Origin of the sequence: Roseomonas haemaphysalidis (genome assembly GCF_017355405.1) — a bacterium.
GTDB classification, from domain to species: domain Bacteria; phylum Pseudomonadota; class Alphaproteobacteria; order Acetobacterales; family Acetobacteraceae; genus Pseudoroseomonas; species Pseudoroseomonas haemaphysalidis.
Map to the genome: position 1 here is coordinate 318,605 of NZ_CP061178.1, position 13,920 is coordinate 332,524.

General features: G+C 71.4%; 15 protein-coding genes. 5 read left to right on the forward strand and 10 right to left on the reverse strand.

Annotated features, from left to right (window positions below):
* Window positions 1-10 precede the first annotated feature (10 nt).
* The 7 genes from IAI59_RS19045 to IAI59_RS19075 form a co-directional block, all read right to left on the reverse strand.
* Window positions 11-1,024, reverse strand: coding sequence for a sugar ABC transporter substrate-binding protein (locus IAI59_RS19045; protein ID WP_207415956.1), 1,014 nt, complete (start codon window positions 1,022-1,024; stop codon window positions 11-13).
* Window positions 1,025-1,135: 111 nt separating this feature from the next.
* Window positions 1,136-1,987, reverse strand: a complete 852-nt coding sequence (gene modD / locus IAI59_RS19050) for a ModD protein (protein ID WP_207415957.1) — start codon at window positions 1,985-1,987, stop codon at window positions 1,136-1,138.
* A gap of 129 nt (window positions 1,988-2,116) precedes the next feature.
* Window positions 2,117-2,521: a peptide-methionine (R)-S-oxide reductase MsrB gene (gene msrB, locus IAI59_RS19055; protein WP_207415958.1), complete on the reverse strand. Its 405-nt coding sequence runs from the start codon at window positions 2,519-2,521 to the stop codon at window positions 2,117-2,119.
* An 85-nt stretch (window positions 2,522-2,606) separates the two neighbouring features.
* Entirely contained in the window at window positions 2,607-3,377 is a 771-nt protein-coding gene (locus IAI59_RS19060) for an SDR family NAD(P)-dependent oxidoreductase (protein WP_207415959.1), read from the reverse strand.
* A complete protein-coding gene (locus IAI59_RS19065; RefSeq protein WP_207443884.1) occupies window positions 3,374-4,315 on the reverse strand; it encodes a 3-hydroxyacyl-CoA dehydrogenase in 942 nt (313 codons plus the stop codon). The genes IAI59_RS19060 and IAI59_RS19065 overlap by 4 nt, the downstream gene beginning before the upstream one ends.
* The gene (hisD, locus tag IAI59_RS19070; protein ID WP_207415960.1) at window positions 4,312-5,619 is read right to left on the reverse strand and encodes a histidinol dehydrogenase; all 1,308 of its coding nucleotides are present in this window, start codon (window positions 5,617-5,619) and stop codon (window positions 4,312-4,314) included. The genes IAI59_RS19065 and hisD overlap by 4 nt, the downstream gene beginning before the upstream one ends.
* Window positions 5,620-5,675: 56 nt before the next feature.
* A complete protein-coding gene (locus IAI59_RS19075) occupies window positions 5,676-6,746 on the reverse strand; it encodes a LacI family DNA-binding transcriptional regulator (protein WP_207415961.1) in 1,071 nt (356 codons plus the stop codon).
* Window positions 6,747-6,830: 84 nt separating this feature from the next.
* Between IAI59_RS19075 and IAI59_RS19080 the strand changes: the two genes are divergently transcribed.
* Window positions 6,831-7,418 (forward strand): DUF2937 family protein, encoded by a 588-nt coding sequence (locus IAI59_RS19080; protein ID WP_207415962.1) that lies wholly within the window; start codon window positions 6,831-6,833, stop codon window positions 7,416-7,418.
* An 81-nt stretch (window positions 7,419-7,499) separates the two neighbouring features.
* Window positions 7,500-7,934 carry a septal ring lytic transglycosylase RlpA family protein gene (locus IAI59_RS19085; RefSeq protein WP_237181236.1) on the forward strand — a complete coding sequence of 145 codons (435 nt, stop codon included), beginning with the start codon at window positions 7,500-7,502 and terminating at the stop codon, window positions 7,932-7,934.
* A 6-nt stretch (window positions 7,935-7,940) separates the two neighbouring features.
* Here IAI59_RS19085 and IAI59_RS19090 read toward each other — a convergent pair whose 3' ends face one another.
* Both IAI59_RS19090 and hemA read right to left on the reverse strand, forming a co-directional pair.
* On the reverse strand, window positions 7,941-8,165 hold the full coding sequence (locus IAI59_RS19090; protein WP_207415964.1) for a hypothetical protein: 225 nt from the start codon (window positions 8,163-8,165) through the stop codon (window positions 7,941-7,943).
* Between the two features lie 146 nt (window positions 8,166-8,311).
* Entirely contained in the window at window positions 8,312-9,544 is a 1,233-nt protein-coding gene (hemA, locus tag IAI59_RS19095; RefSeq protein WP_207415965.1) for a 5-aminolevulinate synthase, read from the reverse strand.
* Between the two features lie 155 nt (window positions 9,545-9,699).
* Between hemA and IAI59_RS19100 the strand changes: the two genes are divergently transcribed.
* Genes IAI59_RS19100 through IAI59_RS19110 form a run of 3 tightly spaced genes read left to right on the forward strand, consistent with a single transcriptional unit; the run spans window position 9,700 to window position 12,820 of the window.
* Entirely contained in the window at window positions 9,700-10,146 is a 447-nt protein-coding gene (locus IAI59_RS19100) for a MarR family winged helix-turn-helix transcriptional regulator (protein ID WP_207415966.1), read from the forward strand.
* On the forward strand, window positions 10,143-11,747 hold the full coding sequence (locus tag IAI59_RS19105; RefSeq protein WP_207415967.1) for an MFS transporter: 1,605 nt from the start codon (window positions 10,143-10,145) through the stop codon (window positions 11,745-11,747). Before IAI59_RS19100 ends, IAI59_RS19105 begins: the two co-directional genes overlap by 4 nt.
* A gap of 11 nt (window positions 11,748-11,758) precedes the next feature.
* Window positions 11,759-12,820 carry an HlyD family secretion protein gene (locus IAI59_RS19110; protein ID WP_207415968.1) on the forward strand — a complete coding sequence of 354 codons (1,062 nt, stop codon included), beginning with the start codon at window positions 11,759-11,761 and terminating at the stop codon, window positions 12,818-12,820.
* On the opposite strand, the gene IAI59_RS19115 is transcribed toward IAI59_RS19110, so the two are convergent.
* On the reverse strand, window positions 12,817-13,857 hold the full coding sequence (locus IAI59_RS19115) for a LacI family DNA-binding transcriptional regulator (protein ID WP_207415969.1): 1,041 nt from the start codon (window positions 13,855-13,857) through the stop codon (window positions 12,817-12,819). The two genes, IAI59_RS19110 and IAI59_RS19115, sit on opposite strands and share 4 nt — an antisense overlap.
* Between the last annotated feature and the right edge of the window lie 63 nt (window positions 13,858-13,920).

Sequence of the window (13,920 nt, forward strand, 5' to 3'; positions counted from 1 at the left end):
GGTGGTCCCGCTAGATCAGAAAGTGCTTCTGCATCCAGGCCATGCCCCCGGCATTGGCCTTGGTGACGACGGGACCGTCCGTGATCACGCTTTTCGGGATGCCGTCCGCGCCGGTCTTCTCGCCCGCCACCACGGCCGCCACGCCGGCCATGATGGCGCCGCCATGGATGCGACAGGATGGGTTGCGCACGGTGGCCAGCATGCGCCCGTCCTGCACCGCCGCCAGCGCGGGCGGCATGGCGTCGCAGCCGCCGATCTTGATGTCCGTGCGGCCCTTGGCGCGCATGACGTTGTAGGCGGCCAGCGCCATGTCGTCGTTGTGGAAGTAGGCCGCGCTGATCTTGGGGAACTTGGTCAGGTGCGTGTCCCAGATGCGCGCCACCTTGGTCACGTCCCAATCGCCCGGCTGGGTGTCCAGCACCTCCACCTTGGGGTAGCGCTTGACCACAGAATCGAAGCCCCGCGCGCGCCCCTGCGCCCCGGTGTGGCCCAGCGCGCCCTGGGTCATGATGATGGTGCCCTCGCCGCCGATCGCCTGCATCAGCGCCTCGGTGACGGAGGCGCCCATGAACTCGTTGTCCGGCGCCAGGAAGCTGTGGACGTTCACCTGGTCCAGCGGCGCGATCAGCGTGTCCATGTCGATCACCGGGATGCCGGCATCGATCATCTTGCGCACCGGCGCGGTCAGGGTGCCGATGCCGAAGGCCTGGATCGCCACGAAGTCCCAGCGCTGGGACGCCATGTTGTCGATGGCCGCGCGCTGGCGGGTGGCGTTCAGCTCACCGTCGAACCACGTGACATCCACGTTGTACAGCTTGCCCCAGTATTCCGCGGCGGCCTTGCCCTGGGCGCACCATGTGGCCTGCAGCCCGGCATTGGAGAAGGCGGCGCGCAACGGCTTCTCGGACCGCCCCATCTCGGCGGCCAGGGCGGCGGTGGTGGCCGTGCCGCCCAGCAGCGGCGCCGCGGCGGCGGCAGCCAGCAGGGCACGGCGACCGCCGCGTGGCAGGTCTCGCTGGTCCATGACGTATATCCCCCGCCCGGGGCGATCATGGGTGCCGCCACATCAGGCGGCGTCAGCTTGCATCCTGGGCAGCGGCGAATGCAATCATTCCGTGTGGCGTGCGAATCGCGCCTAGCCAAGGCGCTCCAGCGTGACCCTCACCGCCAGCGGCGGCGCGGCGTAGGGAGCGGCGGTCACCAGCATGTCAGCCCCCGCCCGGGCATAGGCGGCGGCGCTGCCCTCGTCCACCGGCCCGGCGGCGGCCAGCAGCGGGCGGCCGGCATGGTCGGCCAGGGCGCGCGCGACCTCGGCGAATTGCTCGGGCGAGAGATCGACGCACTGCACCATGTCGACACCGGCATGGGCCAGCAGCACCGCCTCGTCCACCGTGCCGGCTTCCACCACCACCTTGCGGCCGGGCTGCGCGGCGCGCAGGCGGCTGACCCAGCGGTGCGCGGGCTCGCGCCCCAGGAATGCCCGGTGCTGCGCCAGCACCAGGATGCTGTCGGACAGGCCGAGCCGGTGCGGCACGCAGCCGCCGGTCATGATGGCCTTGATCATGATGTCCTTGATGCCCGGCAGGTGCTGCCGGGTGGCGGCGACCACCACGTCCGGCCGCGCGGTGCGGGCCTCGGCGCGGATGCGCGCGGCGCGCGTGGCCACACCGGATGCGGTTTCCATCAGCCGCTGCGCCGCCCGGGCGGCGAGCTGCAACCCGGCCGCCGGGCCGCTGGCGGTCAGGATGGTGCCGCCTTCTTCCAGCAGCGCGCCGGAGGCCGCGACCCGGTGCACCTCGCCGCAGCCGGCGAGGCGGAACAGCGCCTCGGCCTCCTCGGCACCGCACAGGGTCATGGTGGTGCCGGCGCGCAGCACCGCCTGGCCCCGTTCCTCGCCGATCCCCAACGCCAGGGTGGTCAGGTCGCCATAGGGCGCGTCCTCGCGCAGCATGGCGTCCAGCCGGGCGTTCGGGATCAGAAAGGTCATGCGGTGGTCTCCTCCGGCTGGCAGGTGCCTTCGGGGCCACGATAGCGCCTTTGCCGCCGGGGCATGACAGGGGCTGGCGGGCGGCTCGCATGTGCTGCCCTCATGCCTCCCCGCCCCGGCGGCGGGGCGTCAGGCGGGGGTGAAGTCCATCGCCACGCCGTTGATGCAGTAGCGAAGGCCGGTCGGCGGCGGGCCGTCCGGGAACACGTGGCCAAGGTGGCTGCCGCAGCGGGCGCAGTGCACCTCGGTGCGGATCATGCCATGGCTGCGGTCCGTGGTGGTGGCGACGCCGCCTTCCACCGGCGTGTCGAAGGACGGCCAGCCGGTGCCGCTTTCGAACTTCTTGCCCGCCTCGAACAGCGGCTGCGCGCAGCCGGCGCAGGAAAATACGCCGGCACGCTTTTCCTGCAGCAGGGCGCAGGAGCCGGGACGCTCGGTGCCGTGGGCCCGCATCACGCGGTACTGCTCGGGCGACAGGCGCTGGCGCCACTCGGCGTCGGTGAAGGTGACGGGGTAGTCCTGGGTCTCGCTCATGGGGCGGCTCTCCTGGGCGGTTCGGCGGAAAGGCCAGATGTTCATCGGCGGCCTCCTCTGGGTCGCTCCATGAGATGGGGTGCCGCTACTCCGCCGTCCACCCGCCATCGACCAGCATCGCCGAGCCGGTCATCAGCGAGGAGGCGGCCGAGGCCAGGAACACCACCGCGCCCATCAGCTCCTCCACCTGCCCGATACGCCCGAGCTTGATGCGCGATACGACGCTTTCGCGGAATGCGGGGTCCTGAAAGAACGGCGCGGTCATCGGCGTCTCGATAAAGGTGGGGCCGATGCTGTTGACCCGGATGCGGTGCGGCGCGAGGTCGATGGCCATGGCCTTGGTCAGCCCTTCCAGCGCGTGCTTGCTGGCGCAGTAGACCGTGCGCCGCGCCCCGCCCACATGCCCCATCTGCGAGGACACATGGATGATGGAGCCCGGCCGCCCTTCCGCCACCAGCCGCTTGGCCACAGCCTGGGCGGTGAAAAAGGCGGCGCGCAGGTTGAGGTCCAGCACCGCGTCGAAATCCTCCACCGTCACCTCGGTGAAGGCGGCGGGGCGGTTGGTGCCGGCGTTGTTGACCAGGATGTCGTAGGCGGGCTGCCCCGCCAGCACAGCGGCGGTGGCCGCCGGTTCGTTGATGTCCAGGCATAGCGCGTCGGCGCTGCCGCCTTCCGCGCGGATCGCCTCGGCGGCTTCCTCGATCTCGGTCGCGGTGCGGGCCAGCAGGGTGACATGCGCCCCTGCCTCGGCCAGCGCGGCGGCCATGGCGAGGCCGATGCCCCGCCCCGCCCCCGTGACCAGCGCCCGCTGCCCGTCCAGCCGGAAGGATGGCGTGCGGGGGAGTTGCACCGTCATGCCTCGGCGTCCTTCTTGTGGGCGGCCAGGGCCATCAGCCGGCGGTCCCGCCAGGCGCGGCGCTCCGCCAGGCCGTCGGCCGGCAGGACGGCGCGGCGCTGCGCCTCCACCGTGCCGATGACCGCGTCATCCCAGACCTTGTGCTCGGCGGTCGAGGCGGCGATGGACCGGTACAACGGGCCCAGCCGGCGGGCGTAGTCGGCCACGCCGCCGGGCGCGTTGAGGTCGATGGTCTCGAAGGGGCCCATGAAGGCCCAGCGCAGGCCCAGCCCGTCCTTGACGGTGCGGTCCACGTCCTCGGCCGTGGCATAGCCTTCCTCGACCAGCCGCCATGCTTCCATCAGCAGCACGCCCTGCAGGCGGTTGAGGATGAAGCCCTCGATCTCCCGCGTCATCTCCACCGGGGACTGGCCGACCTGCTCCATCAGGGCACGCACCGACCGCACCGTTTCGGGCGCCGTCCAGGGCGCGGGCACCAGCTCCACCACCGGCGCCAGCGAGGGCGGGTTGACCGGGTGCGCCACCAGGCAGCGCGACCGGCAGGCCACGTGGTCGGTATAGGCCGAGGCCGGGATGCCGGAGGAGGAGGAGCCGACCAGCGTGTCCGGCCCGATCGCGGCATCGATGGCCGAGAAGACCTCGCGCTTCACGTCCAACCGCTCGAAGGTGCTTTCCTGGGCATAGGCGGCGCCGGACAGCGCATCGGCCAGGTCCCGCGCCACGCTGACGCGCCCGAGCACCGCTTCCGGCGCCTCGGCGATCAGCCCGTGGGCCGCGAGGTCGCGCAGCTGCTGCGCCACCACCTCCCTGCCCCGCTCCGCCGCGCCGGGCACGCTGTCATAAAGCGCCACGTCGCAGCCGGCGCGGGCGAAGACCACCGCCCAGCCGCTGCCCACCAGCCCCGTGCCGATCACGGCGACCTTCACGGCGGCGGTCATTCGGCGGCGGCGCCATAGGGCACGTTCTTGCCGCCGAAGCGGCGCACGCGCAGGTTGGCCTGCTCGCCATGGCCGATGAAGCCTTCCAGCGCGCACAGGCGCGAGCAGTATTCACCGATCATCGCCGAGGCCTCGTCCGTCAGCACCCGCTGGTAGGTGCAGGTCTTGAGGAACTTGCCGACCCACAGGCCGCCCGTGTAGCGCGCTGCCTTCTTGGTCGGCAGCGTGTGGTTGGTGCCGATCACCTTGTCGCCATAGGCCACGTTGGTGCGCGGGCCGAGAAACAGCGCGCCGTAGTTGGTCATGTTGTTCAGGAACCAGTCCGGGTCGCGCGTCATCACCTGCACGTGCTCGGAAGCGATCTGGTCGGCGATCTTCAGCATCTCCGCATCGTCCTCCGCGACGATCACGGCGCCGTGGCTTTCCCAGGCCTTCCGGGCGATGTCGGCGGTGGGCAGGATGCCAAGCAGGCGCTCCACCTGCGCCATGGTATCGCGCGCCAGCTTCTCGGAGGTGGTCAGCAGGATGGCAGGCGAGTCCGGGCCGTGCTCCGCCTGGCCCAGCAGGTCGGTCGCGCACATCTCGCCGTCCACGCTCTCATCGGCGATCACCAGCGTTTCCGTCGGGCCGGCGAACAGGTCGATGCCGACGCGGCCGTAGAGCTGGCGCTTGGCCTCGGCCACGAATGCATTGCCGGGGCCGACCAGCATGTCCACGCTCTCGATGCTTTCCGTGCCCAGCGCCATGGCGCCGATCGCCTGGATGCCGCCCAGGCAATAGATCTCGTCCGCGCCCGCCATGTGCTGCGCGGCGACGATGGCCGGCGCCGGCTTGCCCTGGTAGGGCGGGGCCGCGGTGATGATGCGCGGCACGCCCGCCACCTTGGCGGTGATGACGGACATGTGGGCGGAGGCCAGCAGCGGGTACTTGCCGCCCGGCACGTAGCAACCCACGGAGTTGACCGGCACGTTCTTGTGGCCCAGCACGACGCCCGGCAGCGTCTCGACCTCCACGTCCTTGAAGGCGTCGCGCTGCGCCTGGGCGAAGTTCTTCACCTGCTTCTGCGCGAAGGCGATGTCCTCCAGGTCACGGTCCTTGAGCTGGCCCATGCAGTCCTGGATCTCCGAGGAGCTGAGGCGGTAGCCGTCCCGGTCCCACTTATCGAAGCGCACGGACAGCTCGCGCACCGCGGCGTCGCCGCGTGCCTCGATGTCCAGCAGAATGGCTTCCACCGTTTCCCGGACCTGCTTGTCCGCGGTCTTCGCCGCCTCGACATCGGTGCCGCGCTTGAGCCACTGGGCCATGGGACGTCCTCTCGTCTGTCTTTGCATACGTATGCAAGAAGTCTAGCGCAGCCGGCTCAGCCGCGCCAGACCCGTTCGCCATCCTGCAACGAAACCCCGTCATGCGGCTCCCGGGCGGAACCGCGCAGCAGCAGCGCCCCTGGCACGGTTTCCCGCAGCGGGGCCTCGTCCGGCGCCAGCATCTGGCGCATCAGGGCCGTCACCACGCGGTCCACCATGGGTCGCAAGGGCTGGCTGTAGGTGGTCAGGCCCAGCGCCGCCCAGCCGGCCGGCCCGGCATCGTCGAACCCCACCACGGACACCGGCAGCCCGCCGAATTCCCGCCGCGCCACCCCCAGGGCCGCGAAGCCCATGTGGTCGTTGGCACAGAACAGCGCGTCGGGCGGCGCGGCGGCGGACAACAGCACGCGCGTGGCGGCCTCCGCCCGCCCGAAGTCGTAATGCCCCACCGCGCGCAGCGGCGGGCCGAACCCCAGCGCCGCCAATTCGGTGGCGAACCCCGCTTCGCGCTCGCGGCTGGTGGAGGCGTCTTCCAGCCCGGCCAGAAACGCCGGCCGCCGGTGCCCGCCGGCGGCCAGAAAGCGCGCGATCAGCGCCGCGCCGCCGGCGTTGTCGCCGGTGATGCAGGCGGCGCCATCGTCCTCGCTGCGGCGGTTGACCAGCACCACCGGCACCCCCGCCTGGCGGCATTCCCGCGCAAAGCGCGACGACAGGCCGACCGAAGCCAGCACCAGCGCATCCACCCGGTAGCGCAGCACCTCCTCCAGGATCGGGTCCGTGTTGGCGCCGGGGCGGGCGGTGAACAGCAGCACGCGGTGCCCGGTGGCTTCCAGCGCCACGGACAGGGCGTCCAGCAACGCCGCGTAGAAGGGATTGTCCAGATAGGCCACGGCGACGCCCACGATGCTGGACCGCCGCGTGATCAGCGACCGTGCGATCAGGTTGGGCCGGTAGCCCAGCGCCGCCGCCGCTTCCTCCACCCGCGCCCGGGTGGCGGCCGACACGCTGGCGCCCGGCGTGAAGGCCCGCGACACCGCCGACTGGGACACGCCCGCCCGCCGCGCCACGTCATGGGCCGTGGCGGCACGCTCGGGGCGGCGGGGCGGGGCAGCAGGAGGCTTGGACATCGGCGCGGAGCATAGCCGCGCCGCCGGCTTTGCCCACCGCCGCCGCAGCGACTATGGGGAGGCGCTTGGGCAGGGAGACAGGGCATGCGGCGATTCCTCGGGCGGTGGCTGTCGGACTTCCTGCGGCTGGGGCTGGGCCTGGGGCTGGCCATCGGCGCCATGCAGCTGCCCGCCCTGGCCGCCTCCTACGGCACCGCGCTGCTGCAGGTGGCCGAAGGCGCGCGGCGCGACATCGACCAGCGCAAGCAGGTCGCCGGCCAGTTCTACCGCTGGGACGGCACCCTCACCGACGGCGCCGCGATCGACGCGCTGCGCGGCCCGGAGCCCGCCAACGCGGAAGGCCTCGCAGGTTCGGTCCGGCGCGAGCAGCAGCTGCGCGAGGCCGAAGCCCGGCTTCGCGCCCGCCCCGCCTTGCTGCGGCCGGTGCAGGCGGCGTGGGACTGGCCATCGGGTGGTGACGAGGTCCGCGCCGTGCTGCGCCTCGCGCTGGACACCCATGTGCCACAGGTCGTGCTGTCGCTGGCCGGGGCGACCTATGGCTTGGCGGGGCTGCTGCTGGGCTTGCTCGTCGCCAACTTGCTTGTTGCCGTCGGGGGGCGCGAACGGGTGCCGCCGCCGCCGCGCCCCGGCCGCTCCGTGGCGGACCGCCGGACGCCCTCGCTGCGGGCCTGAGGAAACGGCCAAGGTTGAATCAGCCGGCCAACCTGCGTCATCACCCTCTTGCGACGCGAGGAGACGCAGGGGAGCACGGCGATGCGGGTGATGAGGTGTTTGGCGGTCGGGCTGGTCCTGGCCCTGGCGGGCGGCAGCGAGCCGGCGTCCAGCCGCGAGCGGACAAGCCACGGCGTCAGCAGCGCGCAGCAGGGCCCCAAGGTCGCCAAGCCGCAGCGGGGCCGGGCATCCTTCTACGCCAACCGCTTTCACGGGCGGCGCATGGCCAATGGCCGGCGATTCGACCGCAACTCCAACATGGCGGCGTCCCGCAGCCTGCCACTCGGCAGCCGGGCGCAGGTGCGGAACCTAGAAAACGGCCGCACCGCCATTGTCAGCATCCAGGACCGCGGGCCGTTCACCCGCGGCCGCGTGCTCGATGTCAGCCCCAGCGTCGCCACCCAGCTCGGCATGCGCGAGCAGGGCACCGCGATGGTCGAGATCGTGCCGCTGCCCGCCGGCGGCGGCGCCGGCTAGGGCGCCTCAGCCCAGCGGCACCACCGGCAGGTCCATGCCCTGCGCCGGATGGTCGGCCTCCACCTTGTACATGATGATCATCGAGCCGAGGCAGGCGAACAGCGCCACCAGATGGCCCGAGTGCACATAGGCCGCCAGCCCGGCGATCACGGCGCAGACCAGCGCAGAGGCGTAGGGGTTGCGGCCGATCATCTTCCAGAACGGGGACAACGGGCGGAAAAAGGCGTCCATGATGCGCTCCTGCGTCCCGGCGGGTCGTGGGCCCGCCTGGGAATGTTGTCCCGGCCAGGCATCCAGCGCAGCTTTGCAACATCGCAACAAGGGTCGCCACGGGGCATGGGGCATTTGTCACGCCTCAGCCATCGGCCGCCCATGCGTCAGGGGGCGTTGGGCAGCAGTCCCACCTGGCGCAGCACCGCTGCCACGGCCTGCGCGGCGAACGCAATGTCCGCGTCATCGTGGCGCGGCGTGGGGGTGAAGCGCAGCCGCTCGGTGCCGCGCGGCACGGTGGGGTAGTTGATCGGCGTGACGTAAAGGCCGTGCTCTTCCAGCAGCAGGCGGCTGACTTCGCGGCACAGCGCGGCATCGCCCACCGGCACCGGCACGATGTGGCTGGCCGAGGGCATCGGCCGCACGCCCGCCGCCTGGAAGGCCGCCTTCAGGCGCGCTGCGCGCTCGGCATGCCGCTCGCGCAGTGCCGTGGCACCCTTGACATGCCGCACGCTGGCCAGGCCCGCCGCGGCCAGCGCCGGCGGCAGCGAGGTGGTGAAGATGAAGCCCGCGGCGGCCGAACGCAGAAAGTCGATCACCTCGGCCGGGCCCGCCACGTAGCCTCCATGGCAGCCAAGGGCCTTGGCCAGGGTGCCCTGCACGATGTCGATGCGGTCCAGCACGCCGTCGCGCTCCGCGACCCCCGCGCCCGTCGCGCCATACATGCCCACCGCGTGCACCTCGTCCAGGTAGCTCAGCGCCCCGTGGCGGCGGCACGTGGCTGCGAGCTCCGCCAGCGGCGCGATGTCGCCGTCCATGGAGTAGACAGATTCAAAGGCTACCAGCTTGTTGACACCGGGGCCGGCGGCCGCCATCAGCGCGTCCAGATGGGCCACGTCGTTGTGGCGGAAGATGCTCTTGGCACGGGCGTTCTTCATGCCCGCAATCATGGAGTTGTGGTTCTTCTCGTCCGAGAACACGTGCCAGTTGCCATCCATGCTGCTCAGGATGGTGCCCAGCGCCGCCTGGTTGGCCACGTAGCCGGAGGTGAAGACCAGGGCGGCGGGCTTGGCGTGCAGCGCCGCGAGCTCGCTTTCCAGCGCCTCGTGCAGCGGGGTGTTGCCGGAGATATTGCGCGTGCCGCCGGAGCCGACGCCATGTGCCTCGATCGCCGCCGTGGCGGCCGCGGCCAGAACGTCCGACCCGCCAAGGCCCAGGTAGTCATTGGATGACCACACCGTGATCCGCCGCCCCGTGCTGTCCGTGTAGCGCGGAAAGTCGCGGCGCGACTTGGCCAGCGCGGCAAAGCTTCGGTAGCGGCCTTCCTGTCGCATCTGCGCCAGGGCCGCCTGGCAATGCTGCAGAAACGGGTGGGGCGCGGGAAACAGGCTGTCGGGCATGCGGCAGACTTAGGTTCCCCGCCGGATGCTGTCACCCCGCCCCGCCCATCGCCGGTCAGCCAGGGCCTCAGCGCATGGCTTCGGCGCTTGCCGCACTGCAACGCAAGCCTTAGTTAGCATGCTAACGTTAGCTTGCTACAGGAACCGTTGTGTCCATGCCCGTTCACGAAGCCTTCGGGGCTGAGCTGCGCCGCGTGTTCTTCCGCTGGCGCAGCCATTTCGACAGCGAGCTGCGCGCTTCCGGCCAGACGCTGGCGCGCGCCCGGGCCCTGGCGGTGCTGGCGCCGGAACCGGAGGGGCTGCCGCAACGCGATCTCGCCCTTGCCCTGTCGATCGAACATCCGACGCTGGTGCGCCTCCTGGACGGCCTGCAGCAACAGGGCCTGGTCACCCGCCTGCCCGCCCCTGGCGACCGCCGCGCCAACCGCGTGGCGCTGACCCCCGCGGCCGGCCCCGTCGCGGACGAGGTGGTGGAGATCTCCGCTCGCCTGCGCGAACGCGTGCTGGAGGGCATCGACGATGCCGAGCTCGCCACGGCGCTGGACGTGCTGCGCGCCATCAGCGCCAACCTTGATGCCTTGTCCACGGAAGCCCGGTCATGAGCGCCACCACCGCGGCCGCCGTGCCCGATACCGTGCCGCCGCCGGAAGGCGGGGTGCTGCGCGTGTGCGGGTTCTTCCTGTGCTCGCTGCTGTTCGGCCTCACCTCCGGGCTGAGCAACAACCTGGTCGCGGTCAACATCCAGGCGGCGCAGGCACAGTTCGGCGCCACCACAAACGAGGCGCTGTGGCTTACCGCCGCCTATACCTCCACCAGCGTCACCGCCACGCTGATGCTGTGGAAGTTCCGCACGCAATACGGCATCCGGCTGTTCGCGAAGCTGGGGCTGGCGGCCTTCGCCCTGGTGTCGCTGCTGCACTTGTTCACCAATGACCTGAATGCGGCCGTCGTGCTGCGCGCCGTCGCCGGCTTCGCCACGGCCCCGCTCGGCACGCTGGCCTTCCTATACATGCTGGAACCGTTCCCCCCGGCCCGCCGGCTGACCACGGGCATCTGCCTCGGGCTGCTCGGCACCTCGCTGGCCACGCCGCTGGCACGGGTGATCTCGCCACACCTGCTGGAGGTGGGGCTGTGGCACGGGCTGAACATGCTGGAGCTCGGGCTGGCGTTGCTCAGCCTGACGGTGGTGCACCTGGTACCCATCACGCCGCCGCCCCGCGCCAAGGTGTTCGATGCCATGGACGCCATCAGCCTGCCGCTGCTGGCGCTGGGCGCCGGGCTGATCTCGGTCGCGCTCACCGTCGGGCGCTACTACTGGTGGACCGAGGCGCCCTGGGTCGGCGTAACGCTGGCCGCCGGCATCGGCGTGCTGGCGCTGGTGCTGGTGATCGAGCTGAACCGCAAGCAGCCGCTGCTGCACCTGCGCTGGCTGTCGTCGGGGGCCATGATCACCTTCGCGGGCTCCATGCTGATCGCGCGCTTCGTGCTGGCCGAGCAGACCAGCGGCGTGGTCGGCTTCTTTCAGAACCTCGGCTTCCTGAACGACCACATGATCGGGTTGTTCACCGTGATATCGCTGGCCACCATCGCCGGCTACCTGTGCGTCGCACCGTTCAACCAGCCGGACCGGGCGGAGCTGATCCACCTGATCGCGCTCAGCATGATCGCGGTCGGCGCCTGGATGGACAGCCATGCCACCAGCCTGACGCGGCCGCATGATTTGTACCTGTCCCAGGGCCTGATCAGCTTCGGTGCCGCGATCTTCCTGCCGGCCGCGATGTCCTGGAGCTTCACCCACGTGGTCCGCACCGGCATGCAGTACCTGCCAAGCTTTCTGGCGGTGTTCCTGGTGTCGCAGAACTTCGGCGGCCTGCTCGGCTCGGCCGGCCTCGGCACGCTGATGGTGTACCGGGAGAAGTTCCATTCCAGCCACGTGGTGTCATCGCTGACGATGCAGAACCCGCTGGTGGCCCAGCGCGTGCAGCAATACAGCGGCGCCTATGCCGGAACCCTGGGCGACCCCACGCTGCGCGGCGCCGAGGGAACGGCGCTGCTGGCGCAGACCGCCACCCGCGAATCCTACGTGCTCGCCTACAACGACGTGTTCCATGCCGTTGCCCTGCTGGCGCTGGCCGCGATCGCGCTGCTGCTGTGCCATGTCGCCTTCAAGTTGCTGCGCGCCCGCGCCGCCGAACCCGCCTGAGATCCACACCCATGAGCCTGAACTTCTTCAAGTCCCGCGCCACCATCCCGGTGCTGCTGGTCGGTGTCGCCGGCGTGCTGCTGGTGCTGCACGCCTGGCGCCTACCGCCCTTCACCACCACGGAGGAGGTGACGGACAACGCCTATGTGCGCGGGCTGGTCACCGTGATCAGCCCCCAGGTGGCCGGCTATGTCACCGAGATCCCGGTGCAGGACTACATGGAGGTCAAGCAGGGCGCTTTGCTGGTCCAGATCGACGACCGCATCTACCGGCAGAAGCTGGAGCAGGCGCGCGCCACGCTGGCGTCCTCTCAGGCCAATCTCACCAACCTCGCTGTCACCATCGAGACGCGGGAAGCCAGCATCGCCGTGTCCCGCGCCCAGGTGCAGAACGCCGAGGCGGTGCTGACCAAGGCGGACGCGGATAATGACCGCATCGCGCCGCTGGTCGCCTCCAACATCCAGTCGCGCGCCACGCTGGTGACCACCCAGGCGGCCTTGCAGCAGGCCCGTGCCGGGTTGGCACAGGCGCGCGCCTCCGTGACGGTGGCCGAGCAGAACCTGGCCGAAACCCAGGCCACCCGCGCCACGCTGGAAGCCAGCGTGCACAATGCCGAGGCCGCCGTGCGCCTGGCCGAGATCGACCTGCAAAACACCCGTGTGGTGGCGCCCGAGGATGGCCGACTCGGCGAGGTCGGCGCCCGTGTGGGGCAATACGTGCAGGCCGGCACACAGTTGACCACCGTGGTGCCGCCGCGCCGCTGGGTGGTGGCCAACTACAAGGAAACCCAGCTCGCCGGCATGCAGCCCGGCCAGCCGGTGCGCTTCACCGTCGATGCGCTGGGCGGCGCCGAGATGCGCGGGCGGATCGAGCGTTTCTCGCCCGCCACGGGCTCGGAATTCAGCGTCATCCGCGCCGACAACGCGACCGGCAACTTCACCAAGGTGGCGCAGCGCCTGCCGGTGCGGATCTCGATCGACGAGGGGCAGGAGCTCGCGGCGCGGCTACGGCCGGGCATGTCCGTGATCGCGCATATCGACACGGCGGCGGCACCGGCCACCGCCGCGCCCTAGCGCGTCGAACCCCGCACTTCCAGCGTGCCGGGCAGGGACACGATCTCGTCCTCCAGCGGCGCGCCGCCGATGCGCGCCAGCAGCAGGTCCAGCCCGCGCGCCACCATCGCCGGCAGCGGCTGGACCACGGTGGTGAGGCGGTAGGGCGGGCGGGCGGCGGCGCCGATGCCGTCCATGCCCACCACCGCCACATCCCCCGGCACGGTCAGCCCGGCCTCGCGCAGCGCATCCATGGCCCCCATGGCCAGGATGTCGCTGACCCCGAACACCGCGTCGGGGCGCTCGGCCGCCGGCATGGCCGCGATGGCCTGCCCTGCCGCGAAGCCTTCCGGGTGCCCGGCGCCCCCTGGCAGCACCAGGGGTGCCGGAAGCCCGGCCGCCTGCACCGCCTGCGCGAAGCCCGCCACACGCTCCGTGCTGGTGGAGGTGCCGGCATTGCCGGCGATCACCGCCATGCGCCGGTGCCCGCCGTCCAGCAGCAGCCGCGCCAGAGCGGCGCTGCCGGCCATGTTGTCGCAGGACACGGCGCTGCCATGCTCCCGCGCCACGCGGTTCAGCATCACCAGCGGCACGCGGTTGGCGGCGCAGATGGCGGCGGCGCGCGACGACAGCGTGGCGGAGGTGATCAGGCAGCCATCCACCCGGTATTGCAGCAGCGCCTCGGCGGTCGCGTCCTCGATCGGGCCGCGGCCGGCATGGAGCAGCAGCAGGCGCCAGCCGCGCTCGGCGGCCTGCGACACGGTCTGCTGCATCAGCTCGGCATAGAAGGGGTTGTCCACGGGCCCCAGCACCAGCCCGATCAGGCCGCTGCGGCCACTGACCAGCGTGCGGGCCAGGACATTGGGCGTATAGCCCGCTTCCTGGGCCAGCGCGACGATGCGCTCCCGCACCTTGGGCGAGATGCGCGGGTCGTCGCGCAACGCGCGCGACACGGTGGACGCGGCGACACCGGCCCGGCGGGCGAGGCTGGCCACCGTGGCGCGCACCGGCTGCGCCCCGGCCGGGTCGGGAAGGCCGGCGGGAGGGCGGTCATCCATGCCCGCGCCGTTAGCAGCCGGGCCTTGGCGGTGCAATCACGCCGACCGACGCCAGGGAAGCGC

Coding starts and splice junctions, on each gene's coding strand:
- IAI59_RS19105 (WP_207415967.1), top strand. CDS start 10,143: ATGAGCGCCACCACCGCGGCCGCCGTGCCCGATACCGTGCCGCCGCCG.
- IAI59_RS19110 (WP_207415968.1), top strand. CDS start 11,759: ATGAGCCTGAACTTCTTCAAGTCCCGCGCCACCATCCCGGTGCTGCTG.
- IAI59_RS19060 (WP_207415959.1), bottom strand. CDS start 3,377: ATGACGGTGCAACTCCCCCGCACGCCATCCTTCCGGCTGGACGGGCAG.
- IAI59_RS19115 (WP_207415969.1), bottom strand. CDS start 13,857: ATGGATGACCGCCCTCCCGCCGGCCTTCCCGACCCGGCCGGGGCGCAG.
- IAI59_RS19075 (WP_207415961.1), bottom strand. CDS start 6,746: ATGTCCAAGCCTCCTGCTGCCCCGCCCCGCCGCCCCGAGCGTGCCGCC.
- IAI59_RS19080 (WP_207415962.1), top strand. CDS start 6,831: ATGCGGCGATTCCTCGGGCGGTGGCTGTCGGACTTCCTGCGGCTGGGG.
- IAI59_RS19065 (WP_207443884.1), bottom strand. CDS start 4,315: ATGACCGCCGCCGTGAAGGTCGCCGTGATCGGCACGGGGCTGGTGGGC.
- IAI59_RS19085 (WP_237181236.1), top strand. CDS start 7,500: ATGCGGGTGATGAGGTGTTTGGCGGTCGGGCTGGTCCTGGCCCTGGCG.
- IAI59_RS19090 (WP_207415964.1), bottom strand. CDS start 8,165: ATGGACGCCTTTTTCCGCCCGTTGTCCCCGTTCTGGAAGATGATCGGC.
- IAI59_RS19045 (WP_207415956.1), bottom strand. CDS start 1,024: ATGGACCAGCGAGACCTGCCACGCGGCGGTCGCCGTGCCCTGCTGGCT.
- modD (WP_207415957.1), bottom strand. CDS start 1,987: ATGACCTTTCTGATCCCGAACGCCCGGCTGGACGCCATGCTGCGCGAG.
- hemA (WP_207415965.1), bottom strand. CDS start 9,544: ATGCCCGACAGCCTGTTTCCCGCGCCCCACCCGTTTCTGCAGCATTGC.
- IAI59_RS19100 (WP_207415966.1), top strand. CDS start 9,700: ATGCCCGTTCACGAAGCCTTCGGGGCTGAGCTGCGCCGCGTGTTCTTC.
- hisD (WP_207415960.1), bottom strand. CDS start 5,619: ATGGCCCAGTGGCTCAAGCGCGGCACCGATGTCGAGGCGGCGAAGACC.
- msrB (WP_207415958.1), bottom strand. CDS start 2,521: ATGAGCGAGACCCAGGACTACCCCGTCACCTTCACCGACGCCGAGTGG.